The sequence below is a fragment of the Novosphingobium barchaimii LL02 genome (assembly GCF_001046635.1).
Taxonomy (GTDB): Bacteria; Pseudomonadota; Alphaproteobacteria; order Sphingomonadales; family Sphingomonadaceae; genus Novosphingobium; species Novosphingobium barchaimii.
Map to the genome: position 1 here is coordinate 224120 of NZ_KQ130455.1, position 26432 is coordinate 250551.

At 63.9% G+C, this 26432-nt stretch carries 32 protein-coding genes, 1 tRNA gene and 1 pseudogene; 23 read left to right on the plus strand and 11 right to left on the minus strand.

The annotated features are described in order from the left end of the window. Positions 1 to 6 precede the first annotated feature (6 nt). The gene (locus V474_RS15450; protein WP_148649416.1) at positions 7 to 771 is read left to right on the plus strand and encodes an esterase/lipase family protein; all 765 of its coding nucleotides are present in this window, start codon (positions 7 to 9) and stop codon (positions 769 to 771) included. A 601-nt stretch (positions 772 to 1372) separates the two neighbouring features. Here V474_RS15450 and V474_RS15455 read toward each other — a convergent pair. The 6 genes from V474_RS15455 to V474_RS15475 all read right to left on the minus strand — a co-directional run bounded on the left by V474_RS15455 (position 1373) and on the right by V474_RS15475 (position 5349). Next, entirely contained in the window at positions 1373 to 1708 is a 336-nt protein-coding gene (locus V474_RS15455) for an immunity 53 family protein (RefSeq protein ID WP_059152358.1), read from the minus strand. 207 nt (positions 1709 to 1915) lie between these two features. Then, on the minus strand, positions 1916 to 2272 hold the full coding sequence (locus V474_RS25640; RefSeq protein ID WP_148649417.1) for a DUF6970 domain-containing protein: 357 nt from the start codon (positions 2270 to 2272) through the stop codon (positions 1916 to 1918). Positions 2273 to 2455: 183 nt separating this feature from the next. Continuing rightward, on the minus strand, positions 2456 to 2920 hold the full coding sequence (locus tag V474_RS25645) for a hypothetical protein (protein ID WP_148649418.1): 465 nt from the start codon (positions 2918 to 2920) through the stop codon (positions 2456 to 2458). Between the two features lie 134 nt (positions 2921 to 3054). Next, positions 3055 to 3378, minus strand: a complete 324-nt coding sequence (locus V474_RS15465) for a hypothetical protein (protein WP_059152360.1) — start codon at positions 3376 to 3378, stop codon at positions 3055 to 3057. Between the two features lie 78 nt (positions 3379 to 3456). Beyond that, positions 3457 to 3780 (minus strand): hypothetical protein, encoded by a 324-nt coding sequence (locus V474_RS15470; RefSeq protein ID WP_059152361.1) that lies wholly within the window; start codon positions 3778 to 3780, stop codon positions 3457 to 3459. Between the two features lie 60 nt (positions 3781 to 3840). Beyond that, positions 3841 to 5349: a YifB family Mg chelatase-like AAA ATPase gene (locus tag V474_RS15475; protein ID WP_059152362.1), complete on the minus strand. Its 1509-nt coding sequence runs from the start codon at positions 5347 to 5349 to the stop codon at positions 3841 to 3843. 151 nt (positions 5350 to 5500) lie between these two features. On the opposite strand from V474_RS15475, the gene V474_RS15480 reads away from it, so the two are divergent. Next, positions 5501 to 6208, plus strand: a complete 708-nt coding sequence (locus tag V474_RS15480; protein ID WP_059152363.1) for an alpha/beta hydrolase — start codon at positions 5501 to 5503, stop codon at positions 6206 to 6208. 34 nt (positions 6209 to 6242) lie between these two features. Here V474_RS15480 and V474_RS15485 read toward each other — a convergent pair whose 3' ends face one another. Further along, on the minus strand, positions 6243 to 6500 hold the full coding sequence (locus tag V474_RS15485) for a hypothetical protein (protein WP_059152364.1): 258 nt from the start codon (positions 6498 to 6500) through the stop codon (positions 6243 to 6245). Between the two features lie 276 nt (positions 6501 to 6776). Here V474_RS15485 and rpmH point away from each other — a divergent pair, with 276 nt between their 5' ends. The 10 genes from rpmH (at position 6777) to V474_RS15530 (ending at position 15367) form a co-directional block, all read left to right on the plus strand. After that, positions 6777 to 6911, plus strand: a complete 135-nt coding sequence (rpmH, locus tag V474_RS15490) for a 50S ribosomal protein L34 (RefSeq protein WP_059152365.1) — start codon at positions 6777 to 6779, stop codon at positions 6909 to 6911. Positions 6912 to 7129: 218 nt separating this feature from the next. Further along, on the plus strand, positions 7130 to 7516 hold the full coding sequence (gene rnpA / locus V474_RS15495) for a ribonuclease P protein component (protein ID WP_059152576.1): 387 nt from the start codon (positions 7130 to 7132) through the stop codon (positions 7514 to 7516). A 16-nt stretch (positions 7517 to 7532) separates the two neighbouring features. Next, positions 7533 to 7778 (plus strand): membrane protein insertion efficiency factor YidD, encoded by a 246-nt coding sequence (gene yidD, locus V474_RS24985; RefSeq protein ID WP_082699814.1) that lies wholly within the window; start codon positions 7533 to 7535, stop codon positions 7776 to 7778. Between the two features lie 75 nt (positions 7779 to 7853). Continuing rightward, positions 7854 to 9635 (plus strand): membrane protein insertase YidC, encoded by a 1782-nt coding sequence (gene yidC / locus V474_RS15500; RefSeq protein ID WP_059152366.1) that lies wholly within the window; start codon positions 7854 to 7856, stop codon positions 9633 to 9635. Then, positions 9632 to 10297: a ribosome biogenesis GTP-binding protein YihA/YsxC gene (yihA, locus tag V474_RS15505; protein ID WP_236711286.1), complete on the plus strand. Its 666-nt coding sequence runs from the start codon at positions 9632 to 9634 to the stop codon at positions 10295 to 10297. The genes yidC and yihA overlap by 4 nt, the downstream gene beginning before the upstream one ends. A gap of 214 nt (positions 10298 to 10511) precedes the next feature. Next, positions 10512 to 11663: a DUF47 family protein gene (locus V474_RS15510; RefSeq protein WP_082699837.1), complete on the plus strand. Its 1152-nt coding sequence runs from the start codon at positions 10512 to 10514 to the stop codon at positions 11661 to 11663. A 3-nt stretch (positions 11664 to 11666) separates the two neighbouring features. Beyond that, positions 11667 to 12668, plus strand: a complete 1002-nt coding sequence (locus tag V474_RS15515; protein ID WP_059152367.1) for an inorganic phosphate transporter — start codon at positions 11667 to 11669, stop codon at positions 12666 to 12668. Between the two features lie 260 nt (positions 12669 to 12928). Next, on the plus strand, positions 12929 to 13594 hold the full coding sequence (locus tag V474_RS15520) for a glutathione S-transferase family protein (RefSeq protein ID WP_059152368.1): 666 nt from the start codon (positions 12929 to 12931) through the stop codon (positions 13592 to 13594). Between the two features lie 4 nt (positions 13595 to 13598). Beyond that, positions 13599 to 14447 carry a S1/P1 nuclease gene (locus tag V474_RS15525; protein WP_059152369.1) on the plus strand — a complete coding sequence of 283 codons (849 nt, stop codon included), beginning with the start codon at positions 13599 to 13601 and terminating at the stop codon, positions 14445 to 14447. 11 nt (positions 14448 to 14458) lie between these two features. Then, positions 14459 to 15367, plus strand: a complete 909-nt coding sequence (locus V474_RS15530; protein ID WP_059152370.1) for a DMT family transporter — start codon at positions 14459 to 14461, stop codon at positions 15365 to 15367. Here V474_RS15530 and V474_RS15535 read toward each other — a convergent pair. Then, positions 15364 to 16140, minus strand: coding sequence for an SDR family NAD(P)-dependent oxidoreductase (locus V474_RS15535; protein ID WP_059152371.1), 777 nt, complete (start codon positions 16138 to 16140; stop codon positions 15364 to 15366). The two genes, V474_RS15530 and V474_RS15535, sit on opposite strands and share 4 nt — an antisense overlap. 91 nt (positions 16141 to 16231) lie before the next feature. Continuing rightward, positions 16232 to 17560 carry a NupC/NupG family nucleoside CNT transporter gene (locus V474_RS15540; RefSeq protein ID WP_059152372.1) on the minus strand — a complete coding sequence of 443 codons (1329 nt, stop codon included), beginning with the start codon at positions 17558 to 17560 and terminating at the stop codon, positions 16232 to 16234. Positions 17561 to 17904: 344 nt separating this feature from the next. On the opposite strand from V474_RS15540, the gene V474_RS15545 reads away from it, so the two are divergent. The 8 genes from V474_RS15545 (at position 17905) to V474_RS15580 (ending at position 23251) form a co-directional block, all read left to right on the plus strand. Continuing rightward, positions 17905 to 18555, plus strand: coding sequence for a queuosine precursor transporter (locus V474_RS15545; RefSeq protein WP_201786055.1), 651 nt, complete (start codon positions 17905 to 17907; stop codon positions 18553 to 18555). A 79-nt stretch (positions 18556 to 18634) separates the two neighbouring features. Further along, positions 18635 to 19534, plus strand: coding sequence for an acetylglutamate kinase (argB, locus tag V474_RS15550; protein WP_059152374.1), 900 nt, complete (start codon positions 18635 to 18637; stop codon positions 19532 to 19534). A gap of 65 nt (positions 19535 to 19599) precedes the next feature. Next, a complete protein-coding gene (locus tag V474_RS15555; RefSeq protein ID WP_059152375.1) occupies positions 19600 to 20157 on the plus strand; it encodes a hypothetical protein in 558 nt (185 codons plus the stop codon). A gap of 221 nt (positions 20158 to 20378) precedes the next feature. Continuing rightward, positions 20379 to 20672, plus strand: coding sequence for a YggT family protein (locus tag V474_RS15560; RefSeq protein WP_043972205.1), 294 nt, complete (start codon positions 20379 to 20381; stop codon positions 20670 to 20672). Then, positions 20672 to 21568 carry a bifunctional methylenetetrahydrofolate dehydrogenase/methenyltetrahydrofolate cyclohydrolase FolD gene (folD, locus tag V474_RS15565; protein ID WP_059152376.1) on the plus strand — a complete coding sequence of 299 codons (897 nt, stop codon included), beginning with the start codon at positions 20672 to 20674 and terminating at the stop codon, positions 21566 to 21568. Before V474_RS15560 ends, folD begins: the two co-directional genes overlap by 1 nt. Then, positions 21565 to 22284, plus strand: coding sequence for a Cif family virulence factor (locus V474_RS15570; protein WP_059152377.1), 720 nt, complete (start codon positions 21565 to 21567; stop codon positions 22282 to 22284). The genes folD and V474_RS15570 overlap by 4 nt, the downstream gene beginning before the upstream one ends. A gap of 3 nt (positions 22285 to 22287) precedes the next feature. Next, positions 22288 to 22914, plus strand: a complete 627-nt coding sequence (locus V474_RS15575) for a MarC family protein (RefSeq protein WP_043972201.1) — start codon at positions 22288 to 22290, stop codon at positions 22912 to 22914. A 10-nt stretch (positions 22915 to 22924) separates the two neighbouring features. Next, positions 22925 to 23251: a YnfA family protein gene (locus V474_RS15580; protein ID WP_059152378.1), complete on the plus strand. Its 327-nt coding sequence runs from the start codon at positions 22925 to 22927 to the stop codon at positions 23249 to 23251. 300 nt (positions 23252 to 23551) lie between these two features. Here V474_RS15580 and V474_RS15585 read toward each other — a convergent pair whose 3' ends face one another. Both V474_RS15585 and V474_RS15590 read right to left on the minus strand, forming a co-directional pair. Beyond that, complete coding sequence (locus V474_RS15585; RefSeq protein ID WP_059152379.1) at positions 23552 to 24166, minus strand: LON peptidase substrate-binding domain-containing protein; 615 nt, start codon at positions 24164 to 24166, stop codon at positions 23552 to 23554. Positions 24167 to 24173: 7 nt separating this feature from the next. Continuing rightward, entirely contained in the window at positions 24174 to 25076 is a 903-nt protein-coding gene (locus V474_RS15590) for a tetratricopeptide repeat protein (RefSeq protein ID WP_059152380.1), read from the minus strand. A gap of 237 nt (positions 25077 to 25313) precedes the next feature. Between V474_RS15590 and V474_RS15595 the strand changes: the two genes are divergently transcribed. From V474_RS15595 to V474_RS15600, 3 genes and pseudogenes are all read left to right on the plus strand, one after another. After that, positions 25314 to 25388 (plus strand) — tRNA-Gly (locus V474_RS15595). Positions 25389 to 25813: 425 nt separating this feature from the next. Next, the gene (locus V474_RS26230) at positions 25814 to 25978 is read left to right on the plus strand and encodes a hypothetical protein (RefSeq protein WP_006964003.1); all 165 of its coding nucleotides are present in this window, start codon (positions 25814 to 25816) and stop codon (positions 25976 to 25978) included. A gap of 211 nt (positions 25979 to 26189) precedes the next feature. Continuing rightward, positions 26190 to 26432, plus strand: a pseudogene (locus tag V474_RS15600) (IS21 family transposase); the annotation flags it as partial.

Sequence of the window (26432 nt, forward strand, 5' to 3'; positions counted from 1 at the left end):
AGGCCGATGGATCCGCTGAACGATATCCAGGATGAGGCCCCCGGGTCCCTGCGTGACGCCATTGCGCGCCGCGCGGCCTTCGCGCGTGAGCCGCATCCGGAGGGCGTGAGGAAGCCGCCTCTGCAATTGATGCTGGCGGAACTTCGTTCGCTTTATCGCGGCGCCCATCGTGGTCAGGTGGTGCGGGCGGCGGCAAGGCCGATGCCGGTGATGCTGCTGCCGGGCTTTGCCGCGCACCCCAAGCGCATGCAACCGATGGCCGACGCGCTGGCGGCGTCAGGGCACCATGTCTACGGATGGGGGCTGGGCTTCAATTTCGGACCCAGCGAGCGCAATTTCTCCTTTCTGATGCGCCGCGTCGCGGTGATCGCGCGGGAAAGCTGGTCGCCGGTCGCACTTGTCGGCTGGAGCCTGGGGGGCCTGTTCGCGCGGGAGATCGCGCGGCGCGAGCCGGCGCTGGTGGCCAAGGTCATCACCATGGGTACGCCTTTTTCCGGCGATCCGCGCGCGAACAATGCTTGGAAAGCCTATCAGATGGTGACAGGCCATTCGGTGGACCGGCCGCCGATCGACTGCGATTTTTCGGAGAAACCAGCGGTGCCCACCGTGGCACTATGGAGCCCGCGCGACGGCATCATCCAGCCCCGCGCCGCTGCGGGCTGGCCGCACGAGCGGGACCGTGCCGTGGCGATTCGGTGCAGTCACCTCGATTTTTCGAGTTCGCCCAAAGTCGTGACCGAAGTGCTGCGCCAGCTGGATATCAAGGAATAGCCATCGCCCGGCAGGGGGGCTGCGCTTTCAAACCCTTGATGTGGTGGATGCGACCTACCGTCTCTGCGCTGCCAAAGCCTACGGTCGCAGCGGCGACCCACCGAGAGGTATGCAAGCGTCAGGTTATGGTGGTGAGCGGACATTTCGCAGAGCCGACGCTTCGGCATTGATCTTCGGATTCGATGGTTCTCAATGATGGAGCGAAGCCGTCCGGCGCTTGACCAACAGTACGACCAGTCCTGAAAGGACAACAGTTGCAATCCAAACGCTTGAGGTAATGAGAAGAGCCAGCGCCCCCATTCCTTCCCAATCATTGTCCCGTCCAACAGCCAGGTACCTTGCAAGCAAAGCGACGACGGGGATGAAAGCTGTCGCAAGCAGTGAAAAGGTGGGGCGTGATCTCGATAGGAGAGCAGCTATTCCCCCAGCGATTGCCGCTGTGACGCATATCGTGATGATGACACCCATTGCGCCTTCTCCGTCCTGCGAAGCGTGTAGACTGCCGCTAACTCGCATCGACCGCAAGGGGGCGCTTGCTGCCGTTCTCGCAAAATCGTCCCAGAAGGGCGCGAAGTGGTGGTTAGCTGCCGTTTGTCTATCGCTAATTCACCGCCTCTACCCAAACACGAAACGTCGAGATCAGCCGCCCAAGATCGCGAGGGCCGCACCAACCTTTGAACTTCGGCCCTTCAACACGGCAGACTAGCCAAGGCACGTCGCCATCCAGCCCTTGAACAGACTGCTCCGGCTCCGACACACCTTCGTAAACGGGTAGAAAAGCCAGCCCCTCCAATATCGTACCATCGAGATCGACTGACAGGCTCCATCCCGGATTATCGAGCGTGTCGATTGTTACGCCGAACTGGTGCTCCCAGTCCTCATCGCATTGGGATAGGTACCATTGCATCAGCCAGTCTAAATCATCAGGTTTGCTCATTTTGCGATCTTAGCCATCTGCTTCAGATGTCCGCAACTAGGCGTGAACAGCCAGTCCGGTTTTGCCGTTTCGCGGCGGTAAGCCGCCTTTCCGCTGACAGGCATCCAAGGCGGCGCGGGGAAAGGCTGAAAGTGGTGGGGAGCGGACATCCGATGCCACTAAGAACCCCGATGTGGCTTCGGTCGAACGCAAGCCATGGCTCTACGTTCAGCTTGGCTTCTTGGGGAAAACGGTTTTCAGATAATTGATTTTCGAAATTTCACACGACCCTTTTGTAACTCTTCCTACAATACCACCAAACTCGCATATTACATTGCCGCGCTGGTCATAGAGTATATGCTCGTTGCCGCCATCAGCGGGACGGTCCTCGGGCAAAACATGGACAGCCGTTTGGCCTTTGTATTCCACCGCTTCAATGACCGTGTGACTTCCCCAGCGCTGACTTGCTACGAGCCTATCAATCCAAGACTGATCTTGTCGGCCAGATGTTTTAGTGCATGACACAATCGTCATGATGAACGCAGCGCATCCGATGGTGGAAAAGATTTGAATGCGGGCCTTCATGGATCAAGCCTACCGAGCGTTGCCGATGTCCGCAATGTTGTCGTGTCCGGTCAGGCCGGTCTTCGCTCGGGGCAGCGGATGGCAGACGGTCAGCTATGAAGCGCAGGCACCGCCCTGTTTAATGGCCGAAAGGGGTGGAAACCGGACTGGCGGCTTTCGGGACAGAGTAGGGCAAAGCGGACGCTATCCGCCCAGCATTTCTACCCGTTCGTCCTCTGTGCAAAGCGCAATTGTCGCCAGCGTATGCTGCCCTTTTGCGTGCGCGACGACCGCCAAGGCACTCCTCACGACGAGGTCGTTCGTCGCTTCACCGAGATCGCGTAACGCCAGTGGGAGAACGGCAGCCCAAGCCTGTTTGTAGTCCTGTTCGAGTTCGGGAGGAATCGACGGGCTGGCTTCGGCCAAGCGACCTTCTTCAATAGACGCTACCAACGAGTAGGCGTTCCAGTCAGGCTCCGCCTGTTCCTCCATCATCCGGACAATCTCTCCGACCGCCGCATATGAGGCCGAATTGACAGTTCCTTGATGGTAGAGCTTTTCCCATAATTCCTGCGGGGCAGCTTCGACATGACCGCCTCGCCAAGCCTGTATTGCGGGCAGTGGATCATAGGGTTCGCCATACGCGCTTAGCCAAGGGTCTTCGGACATATTTCGCTCCAACTGCGAGCGTCTGCTTATAGCGTCGGTGCGCAAGCTGCGGAACGGCCAAGATTGGGGCGGATGCTGCCATTCTCGCAAAATCGTCCCGGAAGGGCGCGAAGTGGTGGATGACGGACGTTTGGTCAGGCGTTCGGGGCCTGCTCACCGAGTAAACTGACTTCGCTGCTGTCAGTAACGACCCCATGCCCATCGAGCGTCCGTAATCCGAATACCGCGTCACCGTCTCGGTCAGTGATGTGGTGTTCGGCCTGAATTAAGATCGCAGGCACATCCGCCCCATCAGCCTCATGCCAAATGGCATATTGAGGCACCTTAACCTCGAACGGCTCGCTTGGCTCAGCATCGTCGGCTTGCTGGCAGAACACCGCATCTCCTCGGTCGACGTCATCTACAGTGGCCGAGCGGCCCGCGATAAAGCCCGTGGTGGGAAGTGTAGGCCATGTCATCTCGTAAGCATCGCCTCTGCTTTTAATGTCTGCAAGGGGGCGCTTGCGATCCGGCAGAATTTTGGCGCGAGAGGGTGGTTAACTGCCGACCGTGGCATGTTCGGAGCCGAAGATTTCCGCGAACCACGACATGTTGAGATCAAAAAACCAGCCCCGATTTTCCTCGGTGAGGAACGACGCCAACTGGGTCATTTCAAGTCCGTAACGACGACAGAAGCCTATTAATTCCCATATGTCATCGTCGGTAGGGAAACGATTGAACCGCAAGTACATGCTCGCACCCTCGCCGTAGCTATCCTCAACAAATGACATGCGATCAATCCACTCGATGAACGCACGCTCATCGTTGTCATGAAAAAATAGGATATCGGTGGCGACGAGTTGAAGGGGCTTGTTGACCATACGCTATGGTGTCATCGACGCTCCCTTTGCGCAACGTCTGCAACGGGGCGCTTACCGCCGTTAACGCACAGGTGCGCGCCGTCGATAGCTGAGCGCTTCGGCGATATGGATCCGGCCGACCGTTTCCGCGCCGCCAAGGTCCGCGATCGTGCGCGCGACCCGCAGAATGCGGGTGTAGCCACGGGCGGACAGGCGCATCGTTTCGGCGGCCTGAAGCAGCAGGCGGCGTCCGGCGTCGTCCGGGGTGGCGTGCAGGTCCAGCATCTCGCCGTCGAGTTCGGCATTGGTCCGCGCCGCGACGCCTTCGAGCCTGGCCGTCTGAACCTGCCGGGCCCGGGCTACGCGTGCGGCGACCTCGGTGCTGCCTTCCTTCGGCGGGGGCAGGGCCAAGTCCACCGCCCGCACCGGATCGACTTCTACATGCAGGTCGATCCGGTCGAGCAGGGGGCCGGAAACCTTGCTCTGGTAATCTGCGGCGCAGCGCGGCGCGCGCGAACAGGCCAGCGCCGCATCGCCAAGATGCCCGCATCGGCACGGGTTCATCGCCGCGATCAACTGGACCCGCGCCGGGTAGGTGAGGTGGGCATTGGCCCGTGCGACGGTAACTTCGCCGGTCTCCAGCGGCTGGCGCAGCGAATCGAGGGCCTGGCGCTGGAATTCGGGCAGTTCGTCAAGGAACAGCACCCCCAGATGCGCCATCGAAACCTCACCGGGGCGCACTTTCATGCCGCCGCCGGTCAGCGCCGCGATCGAGGCCGAGTGGTGCGGCGAGCGGTAGGGCCGGGCGCGGCTGATCCGCCCGCCCTCCAGCGTGCCCGAAACCGAGGCCACCATCGACACTTCCAGCGCTTCTGCCGGGGTCAGTTCGGGCAGGATGCCCGGCAGGCACGATGCCAGCAGCGATTTTCCCGCGCCGGGCGGGCCGATCATCAACAGGTTGTGCGATCCGGCCGCGGCGATCTCCAGCGCGCGGCGAGCGGTTTCCTGCCCCTTCACCTGCCGCATGTCGGCCCCGCGCGGCGGCGCCTCGACCACGCCGAGGGCGGGAACCGGCAGCACCTGCGTGCCCTTGAGGTGGTTGAGCAGGCTGATGAGGTTCGGCGTAGCGATCACCGGCACGCCGCTGGCCCAGCGCGCTTCGGACCCTTGCGCGGCAGGGCAGATCAGGCCCTTGCCGGTCTCGCTGGCGTGAAGGGCGGCGAGCAATACCCCGGGTGAGGGGATCACCCGCCCGTCCAGCGCCAGTTCGCCCACCGCCACGAAATCGGCGATCTGCTCGGCATCGACAACGCCCATCGCCGCCAGCAGCGCCAGCGCCACCGGCAGGTCGTAATGCGAGCCTTCCTTGGGCAGGTCGGCGGGGGAAAGGTTGATGGTGATCCGTTTGGGCGGCAGCGCCAGGCCCATGGCGGTGAGCGCGGCGCCGACGCGCTGCGTGCTTTCACGCACTGCCTTGTCGGGCAGGCCGACCAGCAGGAAGCCTGGCAGTCCCGGCGCGATCTGGCACTGCACCTCGACGGCGCGCGCCTCCAGCCCGAGGTACGCGACGGTCGAGACGAGTGCGACCACGAAGTATCCCTTATTCCGCAAGTAAAACAACGAAGAGGGATCAGTGTAGTAAGCATTCGCTGCCCGGCGGCCACTGCGTAGTTTATGCCTTACGACGTTTTAACCGCGCTCGTGAGGTGCCGGGTAAGGGTATCAGCCGCATCGTTAGGCCATGCGCTCGTTCACTGCATGTCTCGGTCTGGTCTGCCTGTTCGCCGTTGCCCCCCTGTCGGCGCAGGTGATCGAATACGAAACAGTCGACGTGGTTGCCGACCACTTCGATAGCGGCGGCGAGCGCAGCCTCTTCCTGACCTTCCGGGATCCGCCGCAGGCACTGGCCGCCGCGATCCCCGAGGGGCCGGCCTACGGCCCCTTCCGCGTGCTTGACGATGGCCGCGCCGCGCTGGTCGACGTCACCGATTCGCGCAGTCCGGCCCAGTTCGCGGCGATGCTTCGCGATCATCCGCGCATCACGTCGATCGAGATGGTCGACTGCCCCGGCACCGAGGACGACCTTGCCAACCTGCGTCTGGGCCGGATGATTCGCGAACACGGCATCGCCACGCACGTCCCTGCGGGCGGCTCGGTGCGTTCGGGCGGGGTCGAGCTGTTTCTTGCCGGTGCGCATCGTTATGCCGATGTGGGCGCCGAGTTCGCCGTCCACTCCTGGATGGACGATACCGGCCTGGAACCTGACGACTATGCCGCCAGCGCGCCCGAGAATCGCCGCTACATAGACTATTACCGGCAGATGGGCATGAGTCCGATCGAAGCCGAGGCCTTCTACGCCATGACCAATTCGGTTCCGTTCTCCTCCGCCCGCTGGTTCGGTGCGGGCGAGATGGGCCAGTGGGTCAGGCTGGAGGGCGCCGGGACCTGAGGGTCGGCCAGGCCTCGGTTCGAGACGAGTGGCTTTACTCGAAGAATGAGGCAAGCCAGCCGCGTCGGCGCGGCGGGGGTGTCTGCCCGGAAACCTTGAGCAGGTGATTGGCCAATACGGCGGCCTGGCTCTTGGTCATCATCACGGTGGTCTGAAGCGGCCTGTCGCCGTGTTCCCATGTGCTGCGTTCATGCGTCTGGATCGACAGGATCATGCGGCGACCCAGGTCCTGCGAGGTCCATCCCACAAGCACGCCGAGCCGGTTGCCTGCCGCCGCTGTCTTGTCCCCCATCGCTGATTCCCCACTTCCCCGGGCCGTGCCATGTTTCCCGGGCCGAACAATTGCGCGGCGCATGATCCGCCATCGCGCGGCGGTGCGCCATACTGGTAAATCGGCACCGGATTGTCTAAGGGGCCTCGGGTTCAGAGCGGCGTCTGCGGGTCTACTCGGCCTTGACTCTGATGCAGCCCTTCACTATCGGCCCGATCAGAGTTTAGCGGTCGTCCGGTCCGGGCGGCCCTTTTTGTTCAGGTCCTTCGGGACCAAGTTGGTATTTCGAGGACTGACATGAAGCGCACTTTCCAGCCGAGCAACCTTGTTCGCGCCCGTCGTCACGGTTTCCGTTCGCGCATGGCGACTGTTGGTGGCCGCAAGGTCATCCGCGCACGCCGCGCCCGCGGCCGCGCAAAGCTTTCGGCCTGATTCGCCGGTAGCGGCAGGGACCTGGTCCCTGCCTGACGGCGCCAGACCACGCTTTCGCCGCTTGGCGAGGGCTTGGTCTGGCGCCGTTTTGCTTTGGCGCGAATCGGCGCTGTCCGTTTGGCGGGTATCGCCGGCGGCATAAGCTCCATGGTCCGTTCGGCAACGAATGGAGAGTGGCGTTCTTCCATTTTCGCGGGACGATCACCAGTTACTCACCCATGGCCGATGCCTACACGATCCTGACCCGCCGCTCCGACTTTCTGGCCGCCAATCGCGGCCTGCGAGTCGCGCGTCCCGGCTTCGTGCTGCTGGCCAATCGCAACGATGGGCTGGGCCGGCGCGCCGGGATCACGGTGACCAAGAAGATCGGCAATGCCGTCGTGCGCAACCGCATGAAGCGGCGCTTTCGGGCGCTGCTGCGCGAACTGCTGCACGAACACGGCCTGCCGGACACCGACCACGTCCTGATCGGCCGCGAGAACGGCATCGAGCGCGACTTCGCGGCCTTGCGCAGCGAACTGCTGGTCGCCTTCGGCCGCGTACGTGACGGCAAGGGCGATTCGCCAAGGCCCGGCGGACGGCGCCGCCCGCCGCCCCGGAAATGAAGCGGGCGATCCTGAAATGAAAAGGGCGTTCCGCTTCCTCGCGTCGGTTCCCGGTCTTTTGCTGATCGGGATCGCACGGGCGTGGCAGCTTGGCCCTTCGGCGATAATGCCCCCGACCTGCCGTTACTCGCCGTCCTGCTCGCAATATGCGATCGAGGCAGTGCGAAAGCATGGTGCGATTAAGGGTGGATGGCTGGCGTTCTGGCGTCTATTGCGCTGCCAACCGTGGGGCGGGCACGGTCATGATCCCGTCCCTGACTGAACAGAACGACTGACAAGAAGCGGGCGGCCATTCGCGCCGCCGCCGACCGGCAATACGAGCAGGAAACAAGCCTTCGTGGAAAAGCAGCGCAACATCATCCTCGCGGTCCTGCTGACCGCGCTCGTCCTGTTCGGATGGGAAGCCGGGGTCGGTTACTTCTACCCGCAGGCCAAGACGCCGGTCCAGAACGTCGCCGCCGGCGGCCCGGATCAGGCCTCCAACACGCAGGCAACACCGGGCAAGCCGACCCGCGAAGGCGGCCTGCGCGATGCCGCCGACGTGGCGCTCGAACAGCAGGACCTCAAGACCGCGCTGGCCGGCGGCGGCCGCGTTGCCATCGCCGCGCCCGGCCTGTCCGGCTCGATCAACCTGACCGGCGCGATCGTCGACGACCTGGTGCTCAACCGCCACCGCGAGACGGTGGAGAAGAACTCCGGCCCGGTGCGTATCTTCTCTCCCGCCGGCACTCCGGCGCAGCAGTTCGCGCAAGTGGGCTGGGTTGGTGAGGGCGGCGTGGCCGCTCCCGGCGCGCAGACCGTATGGACCGCGCCTGCCAATGCCAGGCTGACCCCCGCGACGCCGCTGACGCTGACCTGGACCAACCCCACCGGCCAGCGCTTTGCGATCACTTATTCGATCGACAAGGACTACATGATCACGGCCGTGCAGACGGTCGAGAACGGCGGCGGCGCGCCGGTTACGGTCAAGCCCTTCGCCCTGGTCAACCGTACCGACCGCACCGCCAGCCTCGATACCTGGAACGTCCATTCCGGCCCGATCGGCGCCTTCGACGGTTCGGTCACCTTCTCGAACAACTACAAGGACGTGGTTGAGGCCAAGACCGTTGCCGGCGCCGGCCGCACGGACTGGATCGGCTTCACCGACATCTACTGGATGTCGACGCTGATCCCCGTGAACGCCAAGGCGGAAGGCACCTTCCGCGCGCTCGGCAACGATATCTTCCGCGCCGACCTCGTCTACGACCAGCAGGTTCTCCAGCCGCGCCAGCGCCTTTCGGTGACCACCAAGCTGTTCGCCGGCGCCAAGGAGCACAACGTGCTCGACGCCTACGAAAAGCAGGGCATCGCCAACTTCGGTCTTTCGATCGACTGGGGCTGGTTCCGCTGGTTCGAAAAGCCGATCTTCTGGCTGCTCACTTCGCTGTTCAAGCTGGTCGGCAACTTCGGCGTCGCCATCATCCTGCTGACCGCCATCGTGCGCGGCATCATGTTCCCGGTCGCCCAGCGCGGCTTCGCCTCGATGGCCGCGATGCGCGCCATCCAGCCCAAGATGAAGGCGATCCAGGAACGCTACAAGGACGACAAGCAGAAGCAGCAGCAGGAGATCATGGCCCTCTACAAGAAGGAGGGGGTCAACCCGATGGCCGGGTGTCTGCCGATGTTCCTGCAGATCCCGGTGTTCTTCGCGCTGTACAAGACGCTGATGCTGGCGATCGAAATGCGCCACCAGCCCTTCGTGGCGTGGATCAAGGATCTGTCCGCGCCCGATCCGCTGCACATCCTCAACCTGTTCGGCCTGCTGCCCTTCAACCCGCCCGCATTCCTTGCGATCGGCGTGCTGGCGCTGCTGCTGGGCTTCACCATGTTCCTGCAGTTCAAGCTGAACCCGGCCCAGATGGACCCGGCGCAGCAGCAGGTGTTCATGATCATGCCCTGGTTCATGATGTTCGTCATGGCGCCGTTCGCCTCGGGCCTGCTGGTCTACTGGATCACGTCCAACCTGCTCACCATCGCGCAGCAGAAGTACCTGTACAGCCGCCATCCGCAGCTGAAGGCGCAGCAGGAAAAAGACGCAGCCGACAAGGCCCGCGCGAATGAGCGGGATGCAAAGGCGTGAGCATAAATGAAGACCAGTTCGAAGCGGCCCAGCTCGCCGAGCTGACCGAGCGTGCGCGCAAGCTGTTTTCAGGACCGGTGACGTTCCTGAAGAGCGCGCCGGAGCTGAAGTTCCTGCCCGATCCGATCGTCAACGAAGTGGCCTTCGCCGGCCGCTCCAACGTCGGCAAGTCCTCGCTGCTGAACGCGCTGGTCGGGCGCAAGGCGATCGCGCGTACCTCGGTCACGCCGGGGCGCACGCAGGAGCTGAACTTCTTCGACGTGGGCGAGCCGCTCAAGTTCCGCCTCGTCGACATGCCCGGCTACGGCTTCGCCAAGGCCCCGCCCAAGGTGGTGGAGACGTGGCGCCGCCTGGTGCGCGATTTCCTGCGCGGCCGCGTGGAACTGAAGCGCACCCTGGTGCTGATCGATTCGCGCCACGGCGTGAAGACGGTCGACCTTGAAATGATGAAGATGCTGGACGAGGCCGCCGTGGGCTACCGCATCGTCCTGACCAAGGCTGACAAGATCAAGGCCAGCGAACTGGAGGCGGTTCACGCGGCCACGCTGGTGGAGGCGCGCAAGCACCCGGCGGCGTTTCCGGTGGTGCACATCACCAGCTCGGAAAAAGGCCTGGGCATCGAGGAACTGCGCGCCGCCGTTCTGGGCGACGCCGAACTCTGAGCCTGCGATCCGTGCATTCCGGTCGTTGCCGCCACAATGGCGACGACGGGAATGTGACGGCGCCGCGCAGCCGTGGACGGCGCGCAACCATGCCTTCACCTTGCGGCTTCCACACTTCCGGCGCCCTTCCGGCTTTGTGACGATTGCGTGACGGATGCGGGTCGCCTATGGGCCGCGCTCCATCAACGGCAGGGATGAAAAGGAAGTCTCGCCAATGCGCCAGATTGCCGTTCTACCCTACCGCACGATCGGCAACGGCGTTGATGCGCCGATCCAGATCATGCTCATCACATCGCGCAGCACACGCCGCTGGGTAATCCCCAAGGGCGGGCTGATGAAGGGCATGGCGCCGCATACCGCCGCCTCGGTCGAGGCCGAGGAGGAAGCCGGCGTGCTGGGCGCCACCTGCCCGGTGCCATTGGGCTCCTATCGTTACCGCAAGCGCCGCAATTCCGGCGCCTGGGTCTGGGCCGACGTCGACGTGTTTCCCTTTGCCGTCACCGAGGAACTCGACACCTGGGACGAGCAGCACCAGCGCGAGCGCCGGTGGTTCCCGCTGGCCGAGGCCGCGCGCTCGGTCGAGGAAGAAGACCTTCGCGCGCTTATCCGTTCCTTCGGCGCGCGCGAATTTCGCGCCGCCGCCAGTCCCGCCCGCATGTTCGGGGCAATGGCCGATACCGTGGCCGACAAGACAGGGGTTACCGCCATGTTCGCCTGGTTCCAGAAGCTCCTTCCCGAGCAGGGCAATTTCTTCGACCTGTTCGAGCAGCAGGCCGCCACGCTGGTCGCGGGCGCCGACGCGCTTGCCCGTCTTGCCCAGGGCGGCGCCGGCCGCGCCCAGCATATCCGCGAGATCACCGAGCGCGAGCACGACGCGGATGACATCACCCGCGAAGTGCTCCAGACGGTGCGCCGCAGCTTCCTGACCCCGTTCGACCGTTCGGCGATCACCAGTCTGATCAACACGATGGACGATGCCATCGACGAGATGCAGCAGACCGCCAACGCCTCGGACCTCTACGAGGTCATCGAGTTCGAGCCGGAAATGCGCGACATGGCGGCGATCATCGTCGACGCCGCGCGGTTGACGGCAGAGGCCATGCCGCTGCTGCGCAAGATCGGCGACAACGGCCACCGGCTGCACGAGCTGACCGAGCGTCTGGTGCGTATGGAAGGCCATGCCGACGAAATCCACGCCGCCGGTCTGAAACGCCTGTTCAAGGCCGATTCTGGTCCCAGCGGAGAGCGGGGCGATCCGATGCACTTCTTCGTGCGGCAGGAGATGTTCAAGCGTCTCGAACGCGTCGTCGACCGTTTCGAGGATCTCGCCAACGAGATCGACGGCCTGGTCATCGACCACTCCTGATCCATGGACCACAGTCTTGCCTTGCCGCTGCTGTTCGGCCTCGTCGCGCTGGCGCTGGCCTTCGACTTCCTGAACGGGCTGCATGACGCCGCCAATGCCATCGCGACCGTGGTGGCGACGCGGCTGCTGTCGCCGGTGGTGGCGGTGCTGTTCGCGGCGGCGGGCAACTTCGCGGCCTATTTCTTCATGGGGCTGCATGTCGCCGAAACGGTCGGCAAGGGCATCATCAACGTCGATGCGGTGACGCCTTCGGTGGTGTTCGGGGCGCTGGTGGGCGCGATGTTCTGGAACGTGCTGACCTGGATCAAGGGCATTCCCTCAAGCTCCAGCCACGCGCTGATCGGCGGTCTGCTGGGCGCCGGTATCGCCCACGGCGGCTTCGCGGTGGTCGAAAGTTCCGGCACGATCAAGACGATCGCGGCGATCTTCGTCTCGCCGGTGCTGGGCTTTGCCATCGCCATGCTGATGATGCTGGTGACCAGCTGGCTGTTCAAGGGCGTGTCGCCGCGCCAGTCGAACGGGGCGTTCAAAAGCCTGCACCTGCTGTCCAGCGCCGCCTATTCGATCAGCCACGGCGGCAATGATGCGCAAAAGACGATGGGCATCATCGCCGTGCTGCTCTATTCCACCGGGCACATGACCGGCGAGTTCCATGTGCCCGAATGGGTGGTGCTGTCGTGCTACCTGGCGATTTCGCTGGGCACGCTGTCGGGCGGCTGGAAGATCATCAAGACGATGGGGTCCAAGCTGACCAAGCTCAATCATCACTCGGGGTTCTGTGCCTCCACTGCCGGGTCGATCGTGGTGTTCGGCGCCAGCGCCCTGGGCATCCCGGTTTCGACCACCCATGCGATCACCGGCTCGATCGTCGGCACCGGCGCCGCCCGCCGGGCCAGCGCCGTGCGCTGGTCGGTGGCGAGCCGGGTGATCGTGGCGTGGTTCATCACCATCCCGGCCAGCGCTGCCGTGGGCGCGCTGTTCTACACGATCACGCGGGCGTTCTGACGGGCCGGTTTGGCCTTCGTCTTCCTGCATCCCTGCATTTTCCTACATAGCCGCGGCCTGCTATGTTCGCGGCGGGTCTCTCACGGTCCCGAAATCACTCCGGCTTTCGTTCACGGTGAAGGGCCCCTCGCGCATGTGTTTCATCAACTACCGCCATCCCCACCGATCCAACCGTATGGCTATCGGCCGATTTTCAGTCATCGACACGCTGCCGTCCAGCCTCTAGGCCCCGCTTTCAGCCACCCGAGGAACGCCGCCCCGTGAAGCTCATCATCGGCAACAAGAACTATTCCAGCTGGTCCCTGCGCGGCTGGCTCGCCTGCAGGCAATCGGGCCTGCATTTCGACGAACTGACCGTCCCGCTGTTCGGCGAGGAATGGGAAGCGCTCAAGCGCAATTCCGACGATCTGGCCCCCAGCCACGGCAAGGTCCCGATCCTGTGGGACGGCGACGCGGTGGTGTGGGACAGCCTTGCCATCGTCGACTACCTTGCCGACAAGGTGGGCCGCGACCGCTTCTGGCCCAAGGCCGACGATGCCCGCGCGATGGCGCGCTCGATGGTGGCGGAAATGCATTCCAGCTACCTTGCGCTGCGCCGCTCCTGCCCGATGAACATCCGCGCGCGCGTGGAACTGCCCGGCCTGGACGAGGATACCCGCGCCGACATCGTGCGTATCCTGACGCTCTGGGCAGAGGCGCGGGCGCGCTTCGGCAAGGGCGGGCCGTTCCTGTTCGGCACTTTCGGCGCGGCGGACGTGTTCTATGCCCCGGTTGTCAGCCGCTTCCTTACTTACGGCATCGGCGTGCCCGGCTTCGCGCAGGCCTATATGCAGGCGGTGTGGGAGCATGAATGGATGCAGGCCTGGATTTCCGCCGCCGAGGCGGAGAACTGGGTTATTGAACAATACGAGACGCCGGTAACCTGAGACGATGATACGCACTTTCCTGACGATACTGGCTGCGCTGTCAGCCGTTCTTTCGACGCCGGCGATGGCCTGGTGGGATTTGGGCCACCGCACCGTCGGCGCCATCGCCATGGCCAACGTGAAGCCCGGCACGCGCGCCGCGATCCGCGATCTGCTGCGCCATCAGGGCGAACTCGATACGCCCAAGTGCCGGATGGGCACGATCGAGGATGCCGCTGCCTGGCCCGACTGCATCAAGAGTGACCGGGGCCGCTGGGCCTATGCCAATTCCTGGCATTACCACGACCAGCCGATCTGCGCCGCCTTCGACCTCAAGGCAAACTGCCGTGACGGGAACTGCGCCGCCGCCCAGATAGAGCGCGATGCGCGCCTGCTGGCCGACCGCAAGCTGGCGCCCGTGCTGCGCCTTGAGGCGCTGGCGTTCCTCACCCACTTCGTGGGCGACGTTCACCAGCCGCTCCACGTAGGCGAGAATGAGGACATGGGCGGCAACAAGGTAAAGGCCGACTACGGCATCGCGCCTGGCCGCAATCTTCACTCGATCTGGGACGGCCTGTTGGCAGAGCGCGCCATTTCCTCGGCCCACCCACCGCTGGTGCGTGTCTACAGCGCCGAGGAAAAAGCCCGCCTCGCCACGGGCGGCATCGAGGACTGGGAGCGCGAGAGCTGGCAGATCAGCCGCGATTTCCTCTACCCGCTGGCGTTTGGCGGCAAGCTGCCTTGCGACGTCAAGGAACCGCAGAAGATCGTCTTGAGCGACGAGGCGATCGAACAGGCCATCCCCGTCATCGACGAACGCATCGAGCGCGCCGGCCTGCGGCTGGCCAAGATGCTCGACGCCGCGCTGGGCTGATCCACGCGGCCATGCCCGGATCCCGCTCCACCACGCGCGCCTTCCTGCTGCTGGGCCTGGTCATGCTGTTCTGGGCGGGCAATTCGATCACCGGGCGGGCGGTACGGAGCGATATTCCGCCCTTCACGCTGGCCTTCGGGCGCTGGCTGATCGCGGTGGCTGTGCTGGCGCCGTTCGCAGCGCGCCGGCTATGGGCCGAAAGGGCCGAAGCTCTGGCCGGCTGGCGCTGGATACTGGCGCTCGGGTTCCTGGGCATCGTATGCTTCAATGCGTTCATCTACTCAGGCCTGCGCCATACCAGCGCGGCGAATGCATTGCTGCTCCAGGCCTCTATCCCGGCACTGGTGCTTGTGCTGGACCGGGTGATGTTCGGCGGCAGAGCCGGGGCACTTCACATCGCGGGCGTTGTCGCCTCTACGCTGGGTGTTGTCGGGATCGTCTTCAAGGGTGACGTTTCGGCGCTGGCCACGCTGAGATTGGGCGCGGGCGATGCGCTGATCCTGTGCGGGGTCGTTGTCTGGGGGCTTTATACCGTGTTGCTGCGCAAGAAGCCGCCGATCTCCTCGGCCAGCTTCCTTCTGCTGGTTTTCATGCTGGGCGCGCTGGCCATGGCCCCCCTTGCCTTGTGGGAGTGGGGGCAGGGGATGCAGGTTGCGTGGAGTCCGAGGGTGCTGGCCGCGTTCGGTTATGTCGGCGTGTTTCCCTCGGTGCTTGCCTACTTTATTTACAACGCCGCGACGGCGCAGCTTGGCGCGGCGCGGGCGGGACAGGCGATCACGCTGATGCCGCTGTTCGGAGCGCTGCTTTCCGCGTTGTTGCTGGGCGAAACGCTGGAGGGCTATCACCTCGTCGGGATGGCGCTGATCCTTGCGGGGATTGTGCTGTCGGCTCTGGCGCTGGTCAGGCGGCGCGCGGCCTAGGTCCGCTTTCTCATACCCTCGGCCATGGCGGCGAGGGCTGCGCTGCGAGGCTGTTCGCGCAAGGCCTCGAACATCTGGCGATAGTGGGTATGAGGGACGAAAGTCGGTCCCTCGCCCATATTGCCTAAAGCCAGCTTCGCCACTTCGGCGGCGCTTTGCAGCTGGGTCATGGCTGCCATCCCGGCGGTCGCTTCCGATTCGGTGGCGCCGGGGCACAGGGTCAGCACGTCTATCCCGGTGCCCAGCATCTCGCCCCAAAGCGCTTCGCCCAGCGCCACCACCAGCGCCTTGGAGGCGGAGTAGGCGGCCGAATAAGGACACCCGATCAGGCCTTCGACCGAAGCGGTGAATACGATCCCGCCTCGGGTGCGCGCCTTGAGGCGTGGGATCATCCCATGGGCAAGCTGCAGCGGGGCGTGGCAGTTGACCGTCAGCATCCGCGCCATGGCGGCGGCATCGGTGTCCTCGAAGGCGCCCTTGACGTTGAACCCGGCGTTGCTGACGACAAGGCCGATATCGGCGCCGCGCGTTGCTTCGAGGATGCGCGCCGGGGCATTCGGGTCGGCAAGGTCGCAGCCGATGACCGTGGTGCGAACCGCGTGGGAGGAGAGCAGCCGTTCGGCCAGCGCATCGAGACGGTCGGTGCGGCGCGCGGTCAGCACAAGGTCGAAGCCGCGCTGCGCCAGTTCCTCGGCAAAGGCGAGGCCGATGCCCGACGAGGCGCCCGTCACCAGTGCGATCGGGCCGTAGGTTTCGCGGAATTGGTCGGGCATCGTCATCTCCTGCGCTCACAAGCCGGAGATGAGCGATGCCCGATGCGATTGTCCAGACGTGCCGGGGCAAGATCGCCTGGACGCGAGGCGATCAGAAGGCGGTGAGGAACAGTCCTGCGAGCGCTGCGCTCATGAGGTTGGACAGGCTGCCGGCCGCCAGCGCGCGGATGCCCAGACGGGCGATGATCGGGCGCTGGTTGGGAGCCAGCCCGCCGGTCACGGCCATCTGGATCGCGATCGACGAGAAGTTCGCGAATCCGCAGAGCGCGAAGGTCACCACGGCCACGGTGCGCGGGCTGAGGACGCCGTCCTTGCCCAGTTCGATGAACGAGACGAATTCGTTGAGTACGATCTTAGTGCCGAACAGGCCGCCCGCGTGGAGCGCTTCGGTCCAGTCCGGCGTGGCCAGCAGGTAGAAGATCGGCGCGAAGATATAGCCCAGCAGTCCCTGGAAGGTGACGCCGTCGAACCCGAACAGCCCTGCGAACCAGCCTACAAAGCCGTTCGCCAGCGCGATCAGGGCCACGAAGGCCAGAACCATCGCGCCAACCGCGACCGCCAGCTTCACGCCGGTCTGCGCGCCCTGCGAGGCGGCCATGATGATGTTGGCGGGCTTTTCTTCCTCGTGGTCGGCGGTTTCCAACTCGTCGACGTGGACGCCTGGCTGGTGGGTCACGTCGGCGCGGTTGAGCGCGGCAGCGGCCATGCCGGCGGGCGGGTTGATGCCTTCGTGGATTTCCATGCTGTCGCTAGCCGCGCCGGGCCGTGGATCGGGCATGATCATCTTGGCCATGAAGATGCCGCCCGGCGCCGACATGAAGGCGGCGGCGACGAGATAGTCGATGCGGATGCCCATCGAGGCATAGGCGGCCAGGATCGTTCCGGCCACACCGGCAAGGCCTACGGTCATCACGCAGAACAGCTGCGAGGGGTTGAGAGCGGCTAGGTAGGGGCGAATCACCAAGGGCGCTTCGCTTTGTCCGACGAAGATGTTCGAGGCCGCGCAGAGGCTTTCCACTTTGCTGATCCCCGTCACCTTTTCTAGCGCGCCGCCGAGCCAGCGGACGACCAGCGGCATGATCTTGAGGTAATAGAGGATCGAAATCAGCGAGGCGAAGAAGATGATCACCGGCAGCGCCGAAATGGCGAAGCTATGACCGCCTATCTCTGGTGATGCTAGCGGGCCGAACAGGAAGTCGATGCCTGCATGGGCATAACCGAGCAGGCTTTCCACGCCCCCGGCGGCGCCCTGAAGCATCCGGTTGCCGAACGGCACATAAAGCACCAGTGCTGCCAGACCGGCCTGAAGCGCGAACGCCGCGCCAACCACGCGCAGGCGGATAGCCTTGCGGTCGGTCGAAAGCAGGAAGGCTGCCGCCATGATGAGAACAATGCCAATCAGGCTGTAGGCGACATGCATCGAGGCGGGTGGCTCCGGGGAAACGGTTGGGAACAAGCGGCTGACCCTACTGGCGCAGGTGCGGCGCGGCTAGAGCCTTTTCGACGGCAGGCAAAACGGGTGCAAGAGCGGCTGGTCTATATGCCTTGACCGGGAGGGTAGGGAGCGGGGGCTTTTGCACGAAACAGTGTCGCCTGGCGCGCGAATTTGATCGAGATTTGCGGCGCAAATAGTCCGCCGTGCAGCTAAGGGATTGCCCTTGTAACTCTCCTCTCCATCGCTGCGCGGCAAGGAAGAGTCCGCGCGTTCCGAATTTGTCCCGCACCACCTAGTGCAATCGTCCGTCAGGCATTAAGAGCATGGCGATGAATCGTCCCGCGCCCGTCATCACCCGCTCGCTCTTTGTTTTCTCGCTGCTTTATGGTGGCCTCGTCGTATTGGCGGGCGTGCTGGGTACCAAGCTGGCATCGCTTGGCCATTGGCCGGTGCTGGGTGATCTGGCAGTGGAATCGGGCATCTTCGCGTTCCTGCTGCTGGTGGTGCTGTCGAGCGCGGTGGCGGAATTGCACGGCAAGGACACCGCCAATCGGTTGGTGCGCTATGGGTTCATCCCGCTGATCGTCTCGATGCTGCTGCTGACCTTCGTGATTCACGTGGTTCCGCCTGCGGCGTTCTGGGATGACCAGGAGGCCTACGCTCGACTTTTGGGGCAGGGCGCGCGGATGCAGTTCGCGGGATTGATCTCCTACGGTGTGTCGCAGACGCTCAATGTCTACCTGTTCGCGCGGATGTCCGAGGGCAAGGGCCGCTTGCTGCTGGTGCGAGCATGGGTCGCCTCGATGCTGTCGCAGGTGATCGACACGGTGCTGTTCATCACCATTTCCTTTGTCGGCACGGGACTGCCGCTGCTGTCGATCATGGAGGGCCAGATCATCTCGAAGCTGGTGCTTTCGACGATCATGGTGCCGCCGTTCATCTGGTTCTTTGTGAAGCTCGGCCGTAAGCTGGACGCCTGACGCGTCCGGCAGCACAATTGCGCAGAAAAATCGCGCGAAACGGGTTCAAAAACGCGCGTATCCGGCTAAAGCCCATCGCATGTCGAATCCGCACGATCCCGCCTTCCTTGTAAAGGCCGAAACCCTCGTCGACGCGCTGCCCTACATGCAGCGTTACGCCGGGCGCACTTTCGTGGTGAAGTATGGCGGCCACGCCATGGGCGACCCCGAGAAGGCGGTCGACTTCGCCGAGGACGTGGTGCTGCTCAAAGCCGTGGGCATCAATGTGGTAGTGGTTCACGGCGGCGGGCCGCAGATCGGCGCCATGCTGAAGACCATGGGCGTGGAAAGCCGCTTCATCGACGGGCTGCGCGTCACCGACAAGCAGACCGCACAAGTGGCCGAAATGGTCCTGTCGGGTGCGATCAACAAGGAAATCGTCGGCTGGATCGCCAAGGCTGGGGGCAAGGCCATGGGCGTGTCCGGCAAGGACGGCGGCATGGTTACCGCGCGAAAGGTGCAGCGCACCCGCAAAGACCCCGACAGCCTGATCGAACAGGTCGTCGACCTGGGTTTCGTGGGCGAACCCGAAACGATCGACACCACTGTGATCGACACGATCTCGGCGGCGGGCATGATCCCGGTGATCGCGCCGATCGCGCCGGGCCCGGACGGACAGACCTATAATGTCAACGCCGATACCATGGCCGGTGCGATCGCCGCCGCGCTGGGTGCTTCGCGCCTGTTTCTGCTGACCGACGTGGCGGGCGTTCTGGACAAGCAGGGAGAACTGCTGACCGACCTCACCCCTGCCGCGATCGAGGGGTTGAAGGCCGATGGCACGATCTCGGGCGGCATGATTCCCAAGCTTGAAACCTGCATCCACGCGGTCGAGGCCGGGTGCGAGGCTGCCGTCGTCCTTGACGGACGGGTATCGCATGCCATGCTGCTGGAAATATTCACGCAGGAAGGCGCGGGTACGCTCATTCGGGCGGGCTGAATTCTTCCGCACACATTCGTTCCTCGGGGAGGGGAACCTGAGAACCGAAAGGCTTTTCTAAGCACATGCGTATCAAAGCCGCCCTCGCCATCGCTCTCTGCGGAACTGCGCTGATGCTCGCCGCCTGCGACAATACCGGCGACGCACCGACCGGTACTGCCAGCGTGGCTGCCGGTTCAGGCACCCCCGGCGCTGTCGTTGAGGATGGCCCTGTCGCTGATGCCTCCGGCGGGGCCGGTGTTGCTGCCGCCAGTACGCTCGACATGGGGGCCTTGGCGGAGCGCCGCGATCCCGAACGCCTCCTGCGTTACTATGTAAGCGCCATCCGGGTGGGCGACTGGGCCAATGGCGCCAAGGCTTGGAGCCTTGATGCCGAGATGACGCCGGCCAAGCTGGAAGCGGAATTCGGCGGCAAAGCGGGCCCCAAGCTGGCTGTCGGCAAGGGCGACATGGAAGGTGCGGCTGGCTCGCTCTATTACGAAGCGCCGCTGGTGGTCGATTTCGGCGATGGGCGGCCGTCCAAGCGTGGAACAATCGTTCTGCGACGCGTGAACGATGTTCCCGGCGCCAGCGGCGAACAGCTTAACTGGCGGATCGAGCGTACTTCTACCTTGACGCAGTAAAAAGTGTCGGCCCGCGTCCGCGCGGGGTCAGTCGTTTCCTGACGCCTCTACGCCTGCAATAACGGATATTGCCATGGGTGCAGGAAGAGCCAGAAGGCCCCCTCGCACAGTGCCGTTCATCGATCCTGATCTATCTGCGGTGGACGCGCCCTTGCCCCGGTGCCGTCTGCTCGGCTATCAGCGCGGCCTGAAAGCGCATCCGCGCAGCAAAGGAGCCGGCGTTGCTGTTCTTCACCCTCTACCAGATCGTCGATTACCTCATCAACATCATCGTCTTCGTGGTGATCGTGCAGTTCGTGCTCGGCCTGCTGATCGCGTTCAACGTGGTCAACATGCACAACCAGTTCGTCTCGGCGATCTACACGGCGCTGAACGCGATCCTTGAACCGATGCTCAAGCCCATCCGCAAGATCATGCCCAACACCGGCGCAATCGACTTCTCGCCGATGGTTCTGATCATCGGCCTGACGATCCTGCAGATCATTCTGGGCAACCTCGCAAGGGCCTACGGCTGATGAGCACGGCGACTATCATCGACGGCAAGGCCTTTGCCGAATCGCTGCGTACGCGCGTCGGCCATGTCGCGGCGGACTTCACGGCGAAAGCCGGGCGCAAGGCCGGTCTTGCGGTCGTCCTCGTCGGCGAGGACCCGGCAAGCCAGGTCTATGTGCGCAACAAGGGCAAGCAGACCCTGGCGTGCGGAATGGAAAGCTTCGAACACAAACTTCCGGCCGACACCGCCGAGGCCGATCTTCTCGCCGTCGTCGCCCAGCTCAACGCCGACCCGGCGGTGGACGGTATCCTCGTTCAGCTACCGCTTCCGGCGCACATGGATGAGGCGAAGGTCATCGCCACGATAAACCCGGACAAGGACGTCGACGGTTTCCACGTCGTCAATGTCGGGCGTCTCGCCACGGGCCTGCCGGGCTTTGTGCCCTGCACGCCGCTGGGCTGCGTGATGCTGCTCAAGGACAAGCTGGGCTCGCTCTCCGGCCTGAATGCGGTCGTGATCGGGCGCTCCAATATCGTCGGCAAGCCGATGGCCCAGCTTCTGATCGCGGAAAGCTGCACCGTCACTGTGGCGCATAGCCGGACGAAGGACCTTCCGGAAGTGGTGCGCCATGCTGACATCGTCGTTGCTGCCGTTGGCCGCCCGGAAATGGTCAAGGGCGACTGGCTGAAGCCCGGTGCGACCGTGATCGACGTGGGTATCAACCGCGTTCCGGGTGTTGAAGAAGGCAAGACAAAGCTGGTTGGCGACGTCGACTTCGGTTCGGCCAGCGAGGTCGCAGGCGCGATCACGCCGGTGCCGGGCGGGGTGGGACCGATGACCATCGCCGTACTCCTGCGCAATACGATCGTCGCCGCGCATCGCAACATGGGCCTTGCCCTTGACGAGGGCGTGCTTTGAAGCGCCTTGCGCCCGCCCTGGCGCTGCTTGCGCTGGCGGGCGCACTGGCTTCTCCGACGGATGCCCAGGCACGGCGAAAGGGCTATGGCGGCCCGCCGGGCGTTGGCACCGCCAATCCCAGCGCACTGGTCGCCGCAGAGATCGCTTTTGCTCGCATGGCGCGTGAGAAGGGCCAGTGGACCGCCTTTAGCGAATATGCCGCCGATGATGCGGTGATGTTCGTGCCGCAGGCGGTGCTGGCGAAAGACTGGCTGCGCGGCCGGGCCGACCCTTCCGCGCCGGTGCAGTGGCAGACCCACCAGGTCTGGATGAGCTGCGACGGTACGGTCGGCGTCACCAAGGGCGGCTGGCAGCAGCCAGACGGGAAAACGGGCTATTTCACCACCATCTGGAAGCGCCAGAAGAAGGGTAATTTCCGTTGGATTCTCGATCAGGGCGATACCCTGGCGCAGCCGCTGGTGGAACCGGACATGCTCTCCGCTTCGGTTGCGGATTGCGATAGTCGCCATCAGGGCCCGCATCCCGAGGGGACCATCGTGGTCGAGGAAAAGTCGGGCATGGTCCGTCCGAAGGGGTCGGGCGAATCCGATGACGGCACTCTGAAATGGACTTACACCGTCGCGCCGGACAATTCGCGTACCGTGGCGGTGTCTATGCTCAAGGGCGGAGAACAGCGGCAGGTGTTCTCGCTCGATATAGCGGCCGGGGAACGGTAAAGAATGTACGAACTCTTTGTCAGCGCCTTCATCACTTTGTTCGTGGTTATTGATCCGCCGGGCTGCGCGCCGATCTATGCCGGGCTGTCGGCCGGGGCGAGCCGCCGTCAGGCCATCGTCATGGCGGCGCGCGCCTGCCTCATTGCCAGCGGCATTCTGATCGTCTTCGGCCTGTTCGGCGAACGTCTGCTGGGCGCGCTGCATATCGAACTCGACGCCTTCCGCATCGCGGGCGGTATCATGCTGTTCATGATCGCGGTGGACATGGTCTTCGAAAAGCGCACCCAGCGGCGCGAGGAGCGCGCCGAGAAGATCATGGCCAATACCGAGGTAGAGGACGTCTCGGTTTTCCCGATGGCAATGCCGATGCTGGCCGGGCCTGGCTCGATCGCAACGATGATGCTCCTCACCTCGCGCGCCAAGGGCGACGGGCAGACGCTGGTGATCCTGGGTGCGATGCTTGCGGTGATGCTGTTGAGCTTCGCCGCGCTTGCCTCGGCAGGACCGCTGATGCGGGTGCTTGGCGACAAGGTGGAGGCGGTGATTACACGCCTGCTTGGCGTCCTGCTGGCAGCACTGGCGGCGCAATATGTTATCGACGGTGTCAAGTCGTCGCTGCTGCCGGGATGATGCGGCGTTGATGCCAGGTTTCGCAATATACGCCGGCGCGGCGCTGGCGGAGATTGGCGGTTGCTTTGCGTTTTGGGCATGGGTGCGCCTGTCGAAAAGCGTTTGGTGGCTGCTCCCCGGCTGCGCCTCGCTGGTACTTTTCGCCTACCTGCTGACGCTAGTGGACACCGCTCAGGCCGGTCGCGCCTATGCGGCCTACGGCGGCATCTACATCACTTCGGCGCTGATCTGGCTATGGTTGGCCGAGGGTGTGCGGCCTGATCGCTGGGACATACTGGGCGCGGGTCTTTGTATCGTGGGCGCCGCGGTAATCTTGCTGGCCCCGCACAGGGCATAACTGCCTGCTTCCCCGGCGTTGGCAGAACGGATACTCGATCCGTCGATCTGCGCTATCCGTCGACCGGGACGCGCTTTTTCATGACGCAGTCGCGCGGCACCGCGCCTTCACCAATTGCAGGCTATGTTGAGCCGGCTTCGTCAACCAGCGACTTTTCTGCGGGGCGGGATAGGGGCGGGATGAAGCGCGTAACATCCAAAGCGGCGCACGTCATTGCCCGCTCATGATTTGGGTAGAGACTGGCGCCGTCCCGTTCGAAGGTATGTGATGGACCTGCGCACCCGTCCGGTTACCACCGGGTTACTGTAAAGTAGCGCCGTCCTCGTCGTCATCGCCGCTGGTGCGGCCGAAGAACTGCATGAGCTGGACCAGCAGTTCGCACCTTGCCCCAAGGCCGGACGCTTCCAGCAGGGCCTGCTTGGCGGCCGGGTCGAACGGCGCGATCTGCGAGACGCCGTTGATCAGCGAGAGATCGTCAAGGCGTCCCACTTGATCCCAGTCGACCACGTAGCCCTGTGCATCAGCGAAGCGGCGCGCCTCGCGTTCGAAGCTGGCGCGTTCGATGGGGGCGAGGACTTCGTCGTTGTTGTCCGACAGCAGCTGGGCCTCGACCTGACGGAAGGGCGTCGTCACGGTCAGTTCGCGCAGCACCCGAAAGCGGGTCTCGCCCTCCAGCACGATGTTGAAGCGCCCGTCTTCCAGCGCCTCAACGTCGCCGATTCGACCCAGGCAGCCCACGGTGTAGAGGGCAGCGCCTTCTGCGGGGCGCTGCGGTTGGATCATGCCGATAAGCCGGTCACGGGCCAGCGCATCGCTCACCATCGCGCGGTAGCGCGGTTCGAAGATGTGGAGCGGCAGCTGCAGTCCCGGATAGAGGACCGCGCCAGCGAGGGGGAAGATCGTGACCCGTGCCAACTCTGGCTCAGCCGAACAGTACGGTGGAAAGCTTGCGGCGGGTCGCCGAGACCCACGGATCTTCCAGCCCTACGGCTTCGAAGATTTCCAGCAGCTTGGTGCGCGCGGCGCTTTCGTTCCACTCGCGGTCGGCAGCGACCATGCGCAGCAGCGCATCGGCAGCGGCGTCACGCTCTCCAGCTGCAAAGGCGGCGGCGGCGAAGGCGAACTGCGCATCCATGTCTGCAGGGCGCTCGACCGCGGCGGCGCGCAAGGCTGCCAGTTCGTTGTCCTCAGGCTTGTCCTGGACCAGCGCCAGCGCTTTGCGGGCGCGTTCGACGTGGGGATCGGCGGTCAGCGGCTCACCCAGCGAATCGAGAACCTGCGCAGCCTCTTCCAGTCCCCCGGCGGCCACGAAGGAGCGGATCAACCCGGCGATCACTTCGCCGTTGTCGGGCGCGACCTCAAGGATCTGCATGTAGATGCTGGCGGCGCGCTCACCATCGCCGGCCGCCAGAGCTTCCTCGGCCACGGCGATCATCGGGACGAGGTCCACTTGCGGCTCGGCACCAGCTGGCTGCACGGGCAGCTTTTCCAGCAGCTGGTCGATCATCGTCTTGAGCTGCGATTCGCTGCGGGCGTTCGTTAAATCCGCCACCGGCTGGCCCTGGAAGATCGCGTAGACCGTAGGGATCGAGCGGACCTGGAACTGCGAGGCGATGAACTGTTCCTCGTCGACGTTCACCTTGGCGAGGATCACGCCTTTGTGGGCATATTCCGCCGCGACCTTTTCGAGGAGCGGGGTCAGTGCCTTGCATGGCCCGCACCACTCGGCCCAGAAGTCGAGAATCACGAGCTGGGTCATCGAAGGCTCGGCCACCGCCTGGCGAAACCGGTCAACTGCCTTCTGCTCGTCGAGATTGAGACCCATGCTGGCCAAGATTCGTGCTCCCGTAGTGATTGAGGGCTAGATGTCGGCACTCTAGATCGGGTTTCCGGCGCCGTTTGTGAAGGGATAATGCGCGACCGACTGAGGTAATTCGAGGTGCCTCGCGATGTCTTGCAGTTTTCTTGCAGTTCCCTCTTGCGGGGTCTGGAAACCGCTGCTAGTGGCGCCCCTCCACACCGGACCCGGCCATCGCCGGCGCGGATCGTGGATAACGCCAGAGCGGGCGTAGCTCAGTGGTAGAGCACAACCTTGCCAAGGTTGGGGTCGAGGGTTCGAATCCCTTCGCCCGCTCCAGTTTTCTCCAAGAAAACTAACTAATTGCACCTCGCGTAGCTCGCGAGGCCTTGGTGACAAAGCTCCAATCGCTCGCCGTTGTCACCACATTGTCACCAATTCAAATCCAACTCAGGGCTAGTCAGGTGTTCTCCCAAGTTCAGCTTAGACTGATTGTATCGATCGCCGATCTCAAGCCTGTCGGCCCGAGTGAGCGACTTTGGCATAGGCACTGGTAGGCGGATCGCTCGCTCTGCCGCAGAACCAACCACTCGCATTAGCCGCTGATCCCTGGGCTCGAAGCCTGTCCTCCTTCAATCAACCCGTGAAGGGTCCGCTACGCGTGCGCGTGCGGCCGCAGCTTTGCTGCGGTGATTGCGGCCGGCCTCCGGCCTGTGGGGCGACTGTCGAGCGGGGTGGTCCCGCTCCAAGGCAGGAGCCGCAACATGCCACTGGCAACCGCACAATCGCTTGGCTGGAACCTCTCCCGGACACTGATGACGGTCATCGTCCTCATCGAAACCAATCAGGGCTACTTCGTCATCCCCGCTGACGAATTTGACGGTGACCCCGAACAGGTGGTTCGCGAATATGACCCCTTCAGCCGCTGACCTCAGGCACATTTCGCCTTTTCGGCCTGCGGCCTGCCGTGCTATTCTTGCACCGCAGATTGCGCTGAGGAGGTGGTGGCGAGCGCGTCCAGACAAGGGACTGTTGATTGCCACTGAGATGTGACCCGGGGCGCCTATAAATTACCATTGAGAATTGACCCATGTTTTCCTCCCCTCCGGCTGCCAGTCGGAGGGTCTCGGAGTGATCGACATGGACTTACTCAGTGTGATCCGCCGGTGGCATTTCCGGCAGGAGATCTCCATTCGGGAGATCAAGCGGCGGACCGGCCTATCCCGCAACACCATCCGCAAATATCTGCGTTCCGATGCTGTTGAGCCCAGCTTCAAAGTCCCGGTTCGGCCGAGCAAACTCGACCCTTTCGCCGAGAAGCTGACCGCCTGGCTGCGGGTGGAATCCAAGAAACCCCGCAAACAGAAGCGGACCGCCAAGCAG

Excerpts from the sequence above, each read along its gene's own strand:
- argB (WP_059152374.1), top strand. The coding sequence starts at position 18,635 with ATGTCGAATCCGCACGATCCCGCCTTCCTTGTAAAGGCCGAAACCCTC.
- V474_RS15555 (WP_059152375.1), top strand. The coding sequence starts at position 19,600 with ATGCGTATCAAAGCCGCCCTCGCCATCGCTCTCTGCGGAACTGCGCTG.
- V474_RS25645 (WP_148649418.1), bottom strand. The coding sequence starts at position 2,920 with ATGTCCGAAGACCCTTGGCTAAGCGCGTATGGCGAACCCTATGATCCA.
- rnpA (WP_059152576.1), top strand. The coding sequence starts at position 7,130 with ATGGCCGATGCCTACACGATCCTGACCCGCCGCTCCGACTTTCTGGCC.
- V474_RS15465 (WP_059152360.1), bottom strand. The coding sequence starts at position 3,378 with ATGACATGGCCTACACTTCCCACCACGGGCTTTATCGCGGGCCGCTCG.
- V474_RS15480 (WP_059152363.1), top strand. The coding sequence starts at position 5,501 with ATGCGCTCGTTCACTGCATGTCTCGGTCTGGTCTGCCTGTTCGCCGTT.
- rpmH (WP_059152365.1), top strand. The coding sequence starts at position 6,777 with ATGAAGCGCACTTTCCAGCCGAGCAACCTTGTTCGCGCCCGTCGTCAC.
- V474_RS15455 (WP_059152358.1), bottom strand. The coding sequence starts at position 1,708 with ATGAGCAAACCTGATGATTTAGACTGGCTGATGCAATGGTACCTATCC.
- V474_RS15580 (WP_059152378.1), top strand. The coding sequence starts at position 22,925 with ATGCCAGGTTTCGCAATATACGCCGGCGCGGCGCTGGCGGAGATTGGC.
- V474_RS15575 (WP_043972201.1), top strand. The coding sequence starts at position 22,288 with ATGTACGAACTCTTTGTCAGCGCCTTCATCACTTTGTTCGTGGTTATT.
- folD (WP_059152376.1), top strand. The coding sequence starts at position 20,672 with ATGAGCACGGCGACTATCATCGACGGCAAGGCCTTTGCCGAATCGCTG.
- V474_RS15485 (WP_059152364.1), bottom strand. The coding sequence starts at position 6,500 with ATGGGGGACAAGACAGCGGCGGCAGGCAACCGGCTCGGCGTGCTTGTG.
- V474_RS15525 (WP_059152369.1), top strand. The coding sequence starts at position 13,599 with ATGATACGCACTTTCCTGACGATACTGGCTGCGCTGTCAGCCGTTCTT.
- V474_RS15530 (WP_059152370.1), top strand. The coding sequence starts at position 14,459 with ATGCCCGGATCCCGCTCCACCACGCGCGCCTTCCTGCTGCTGGGCCTG.
- yidD (WP_082699814.1), top strand. The coding sequence starts at position 7,533 with ATGAAAAGGGCGTTCCGCTTCCTCGCGTCGGTTCCCGGTCTTTTGCTG.
- V474_RS26230 (WP_006964003.1), top strand. The coding sequence starts at position 25,814 with ATGCCACTGGCAACCGCACAATCGCTTGGCTGGAACCTCTCCCGGACA.
- V474_RS15515 (WP_059152367.1), top strand. The coding sequence starts at position 11,667 with ATGGACCACAGTCTTGCCTTGCCGCTGCTGTTCGGCCTCGTCGCGCTG.
- V474_RS15510 (WP_082699837.1), top strand. The coding sequence starts at position 10,512 with ATGCGCCAGATTGCCGTTCTACCCTACCGCACGATCGGCAACGGCGTT.
- V474_RS15590 (WP_059152380.1), bottom strand. The coding sequence starts at position 25,076 with ATGGGTCTCAATCTCGACGAGCAGAAGGCAGTTGACCGGTTTCGCCAG.
- V474_RS15540 (WP_059152372.1), bottom strand. The coding sequence starts at position 17,560 with ATGCATGTCGCCTACAGCCTGATTGGCATTGTTCTCATCATGGCGGCA.
- V474_RS15450 (WP_148649416.1), top strand. The coding sequence starts at position 7 with ATGGATCCGCTGAACGATATCCAGGATGAGGCCCCCGGGTCCCTGCGT.
- V474_RS25640 (WP_148649417.1), bottom strand. The coding sequence starts at position 2,272 with ATGAAGGCCCGCATTCAAATCTTTTCCACCATCGGATGCGCTGCGTTC.
- V474_RS15535 (WP_059152371.1), bottom strand. The coding sequence starts at position 16,140 with ATGCCCGACCAATTCCGCGAAACCTACGGCCCGATCGCACTGGTGACG.
- V474_RS15545 (WP_201786055.1), top strand. The coding sequence starts at position 17,905 with ATGAATCGTCCCGCGCCCGTCATCACCCGCTCGCTCTTTGTTTTCTCG.
- V474_RS15470 (WP_059152361.1), bottom strand. The coding sequence starts at position 3,780 with ATGGTCAACAAGCCCCTTCAACTCGTCGCCACCGATATCCTATTTTTT.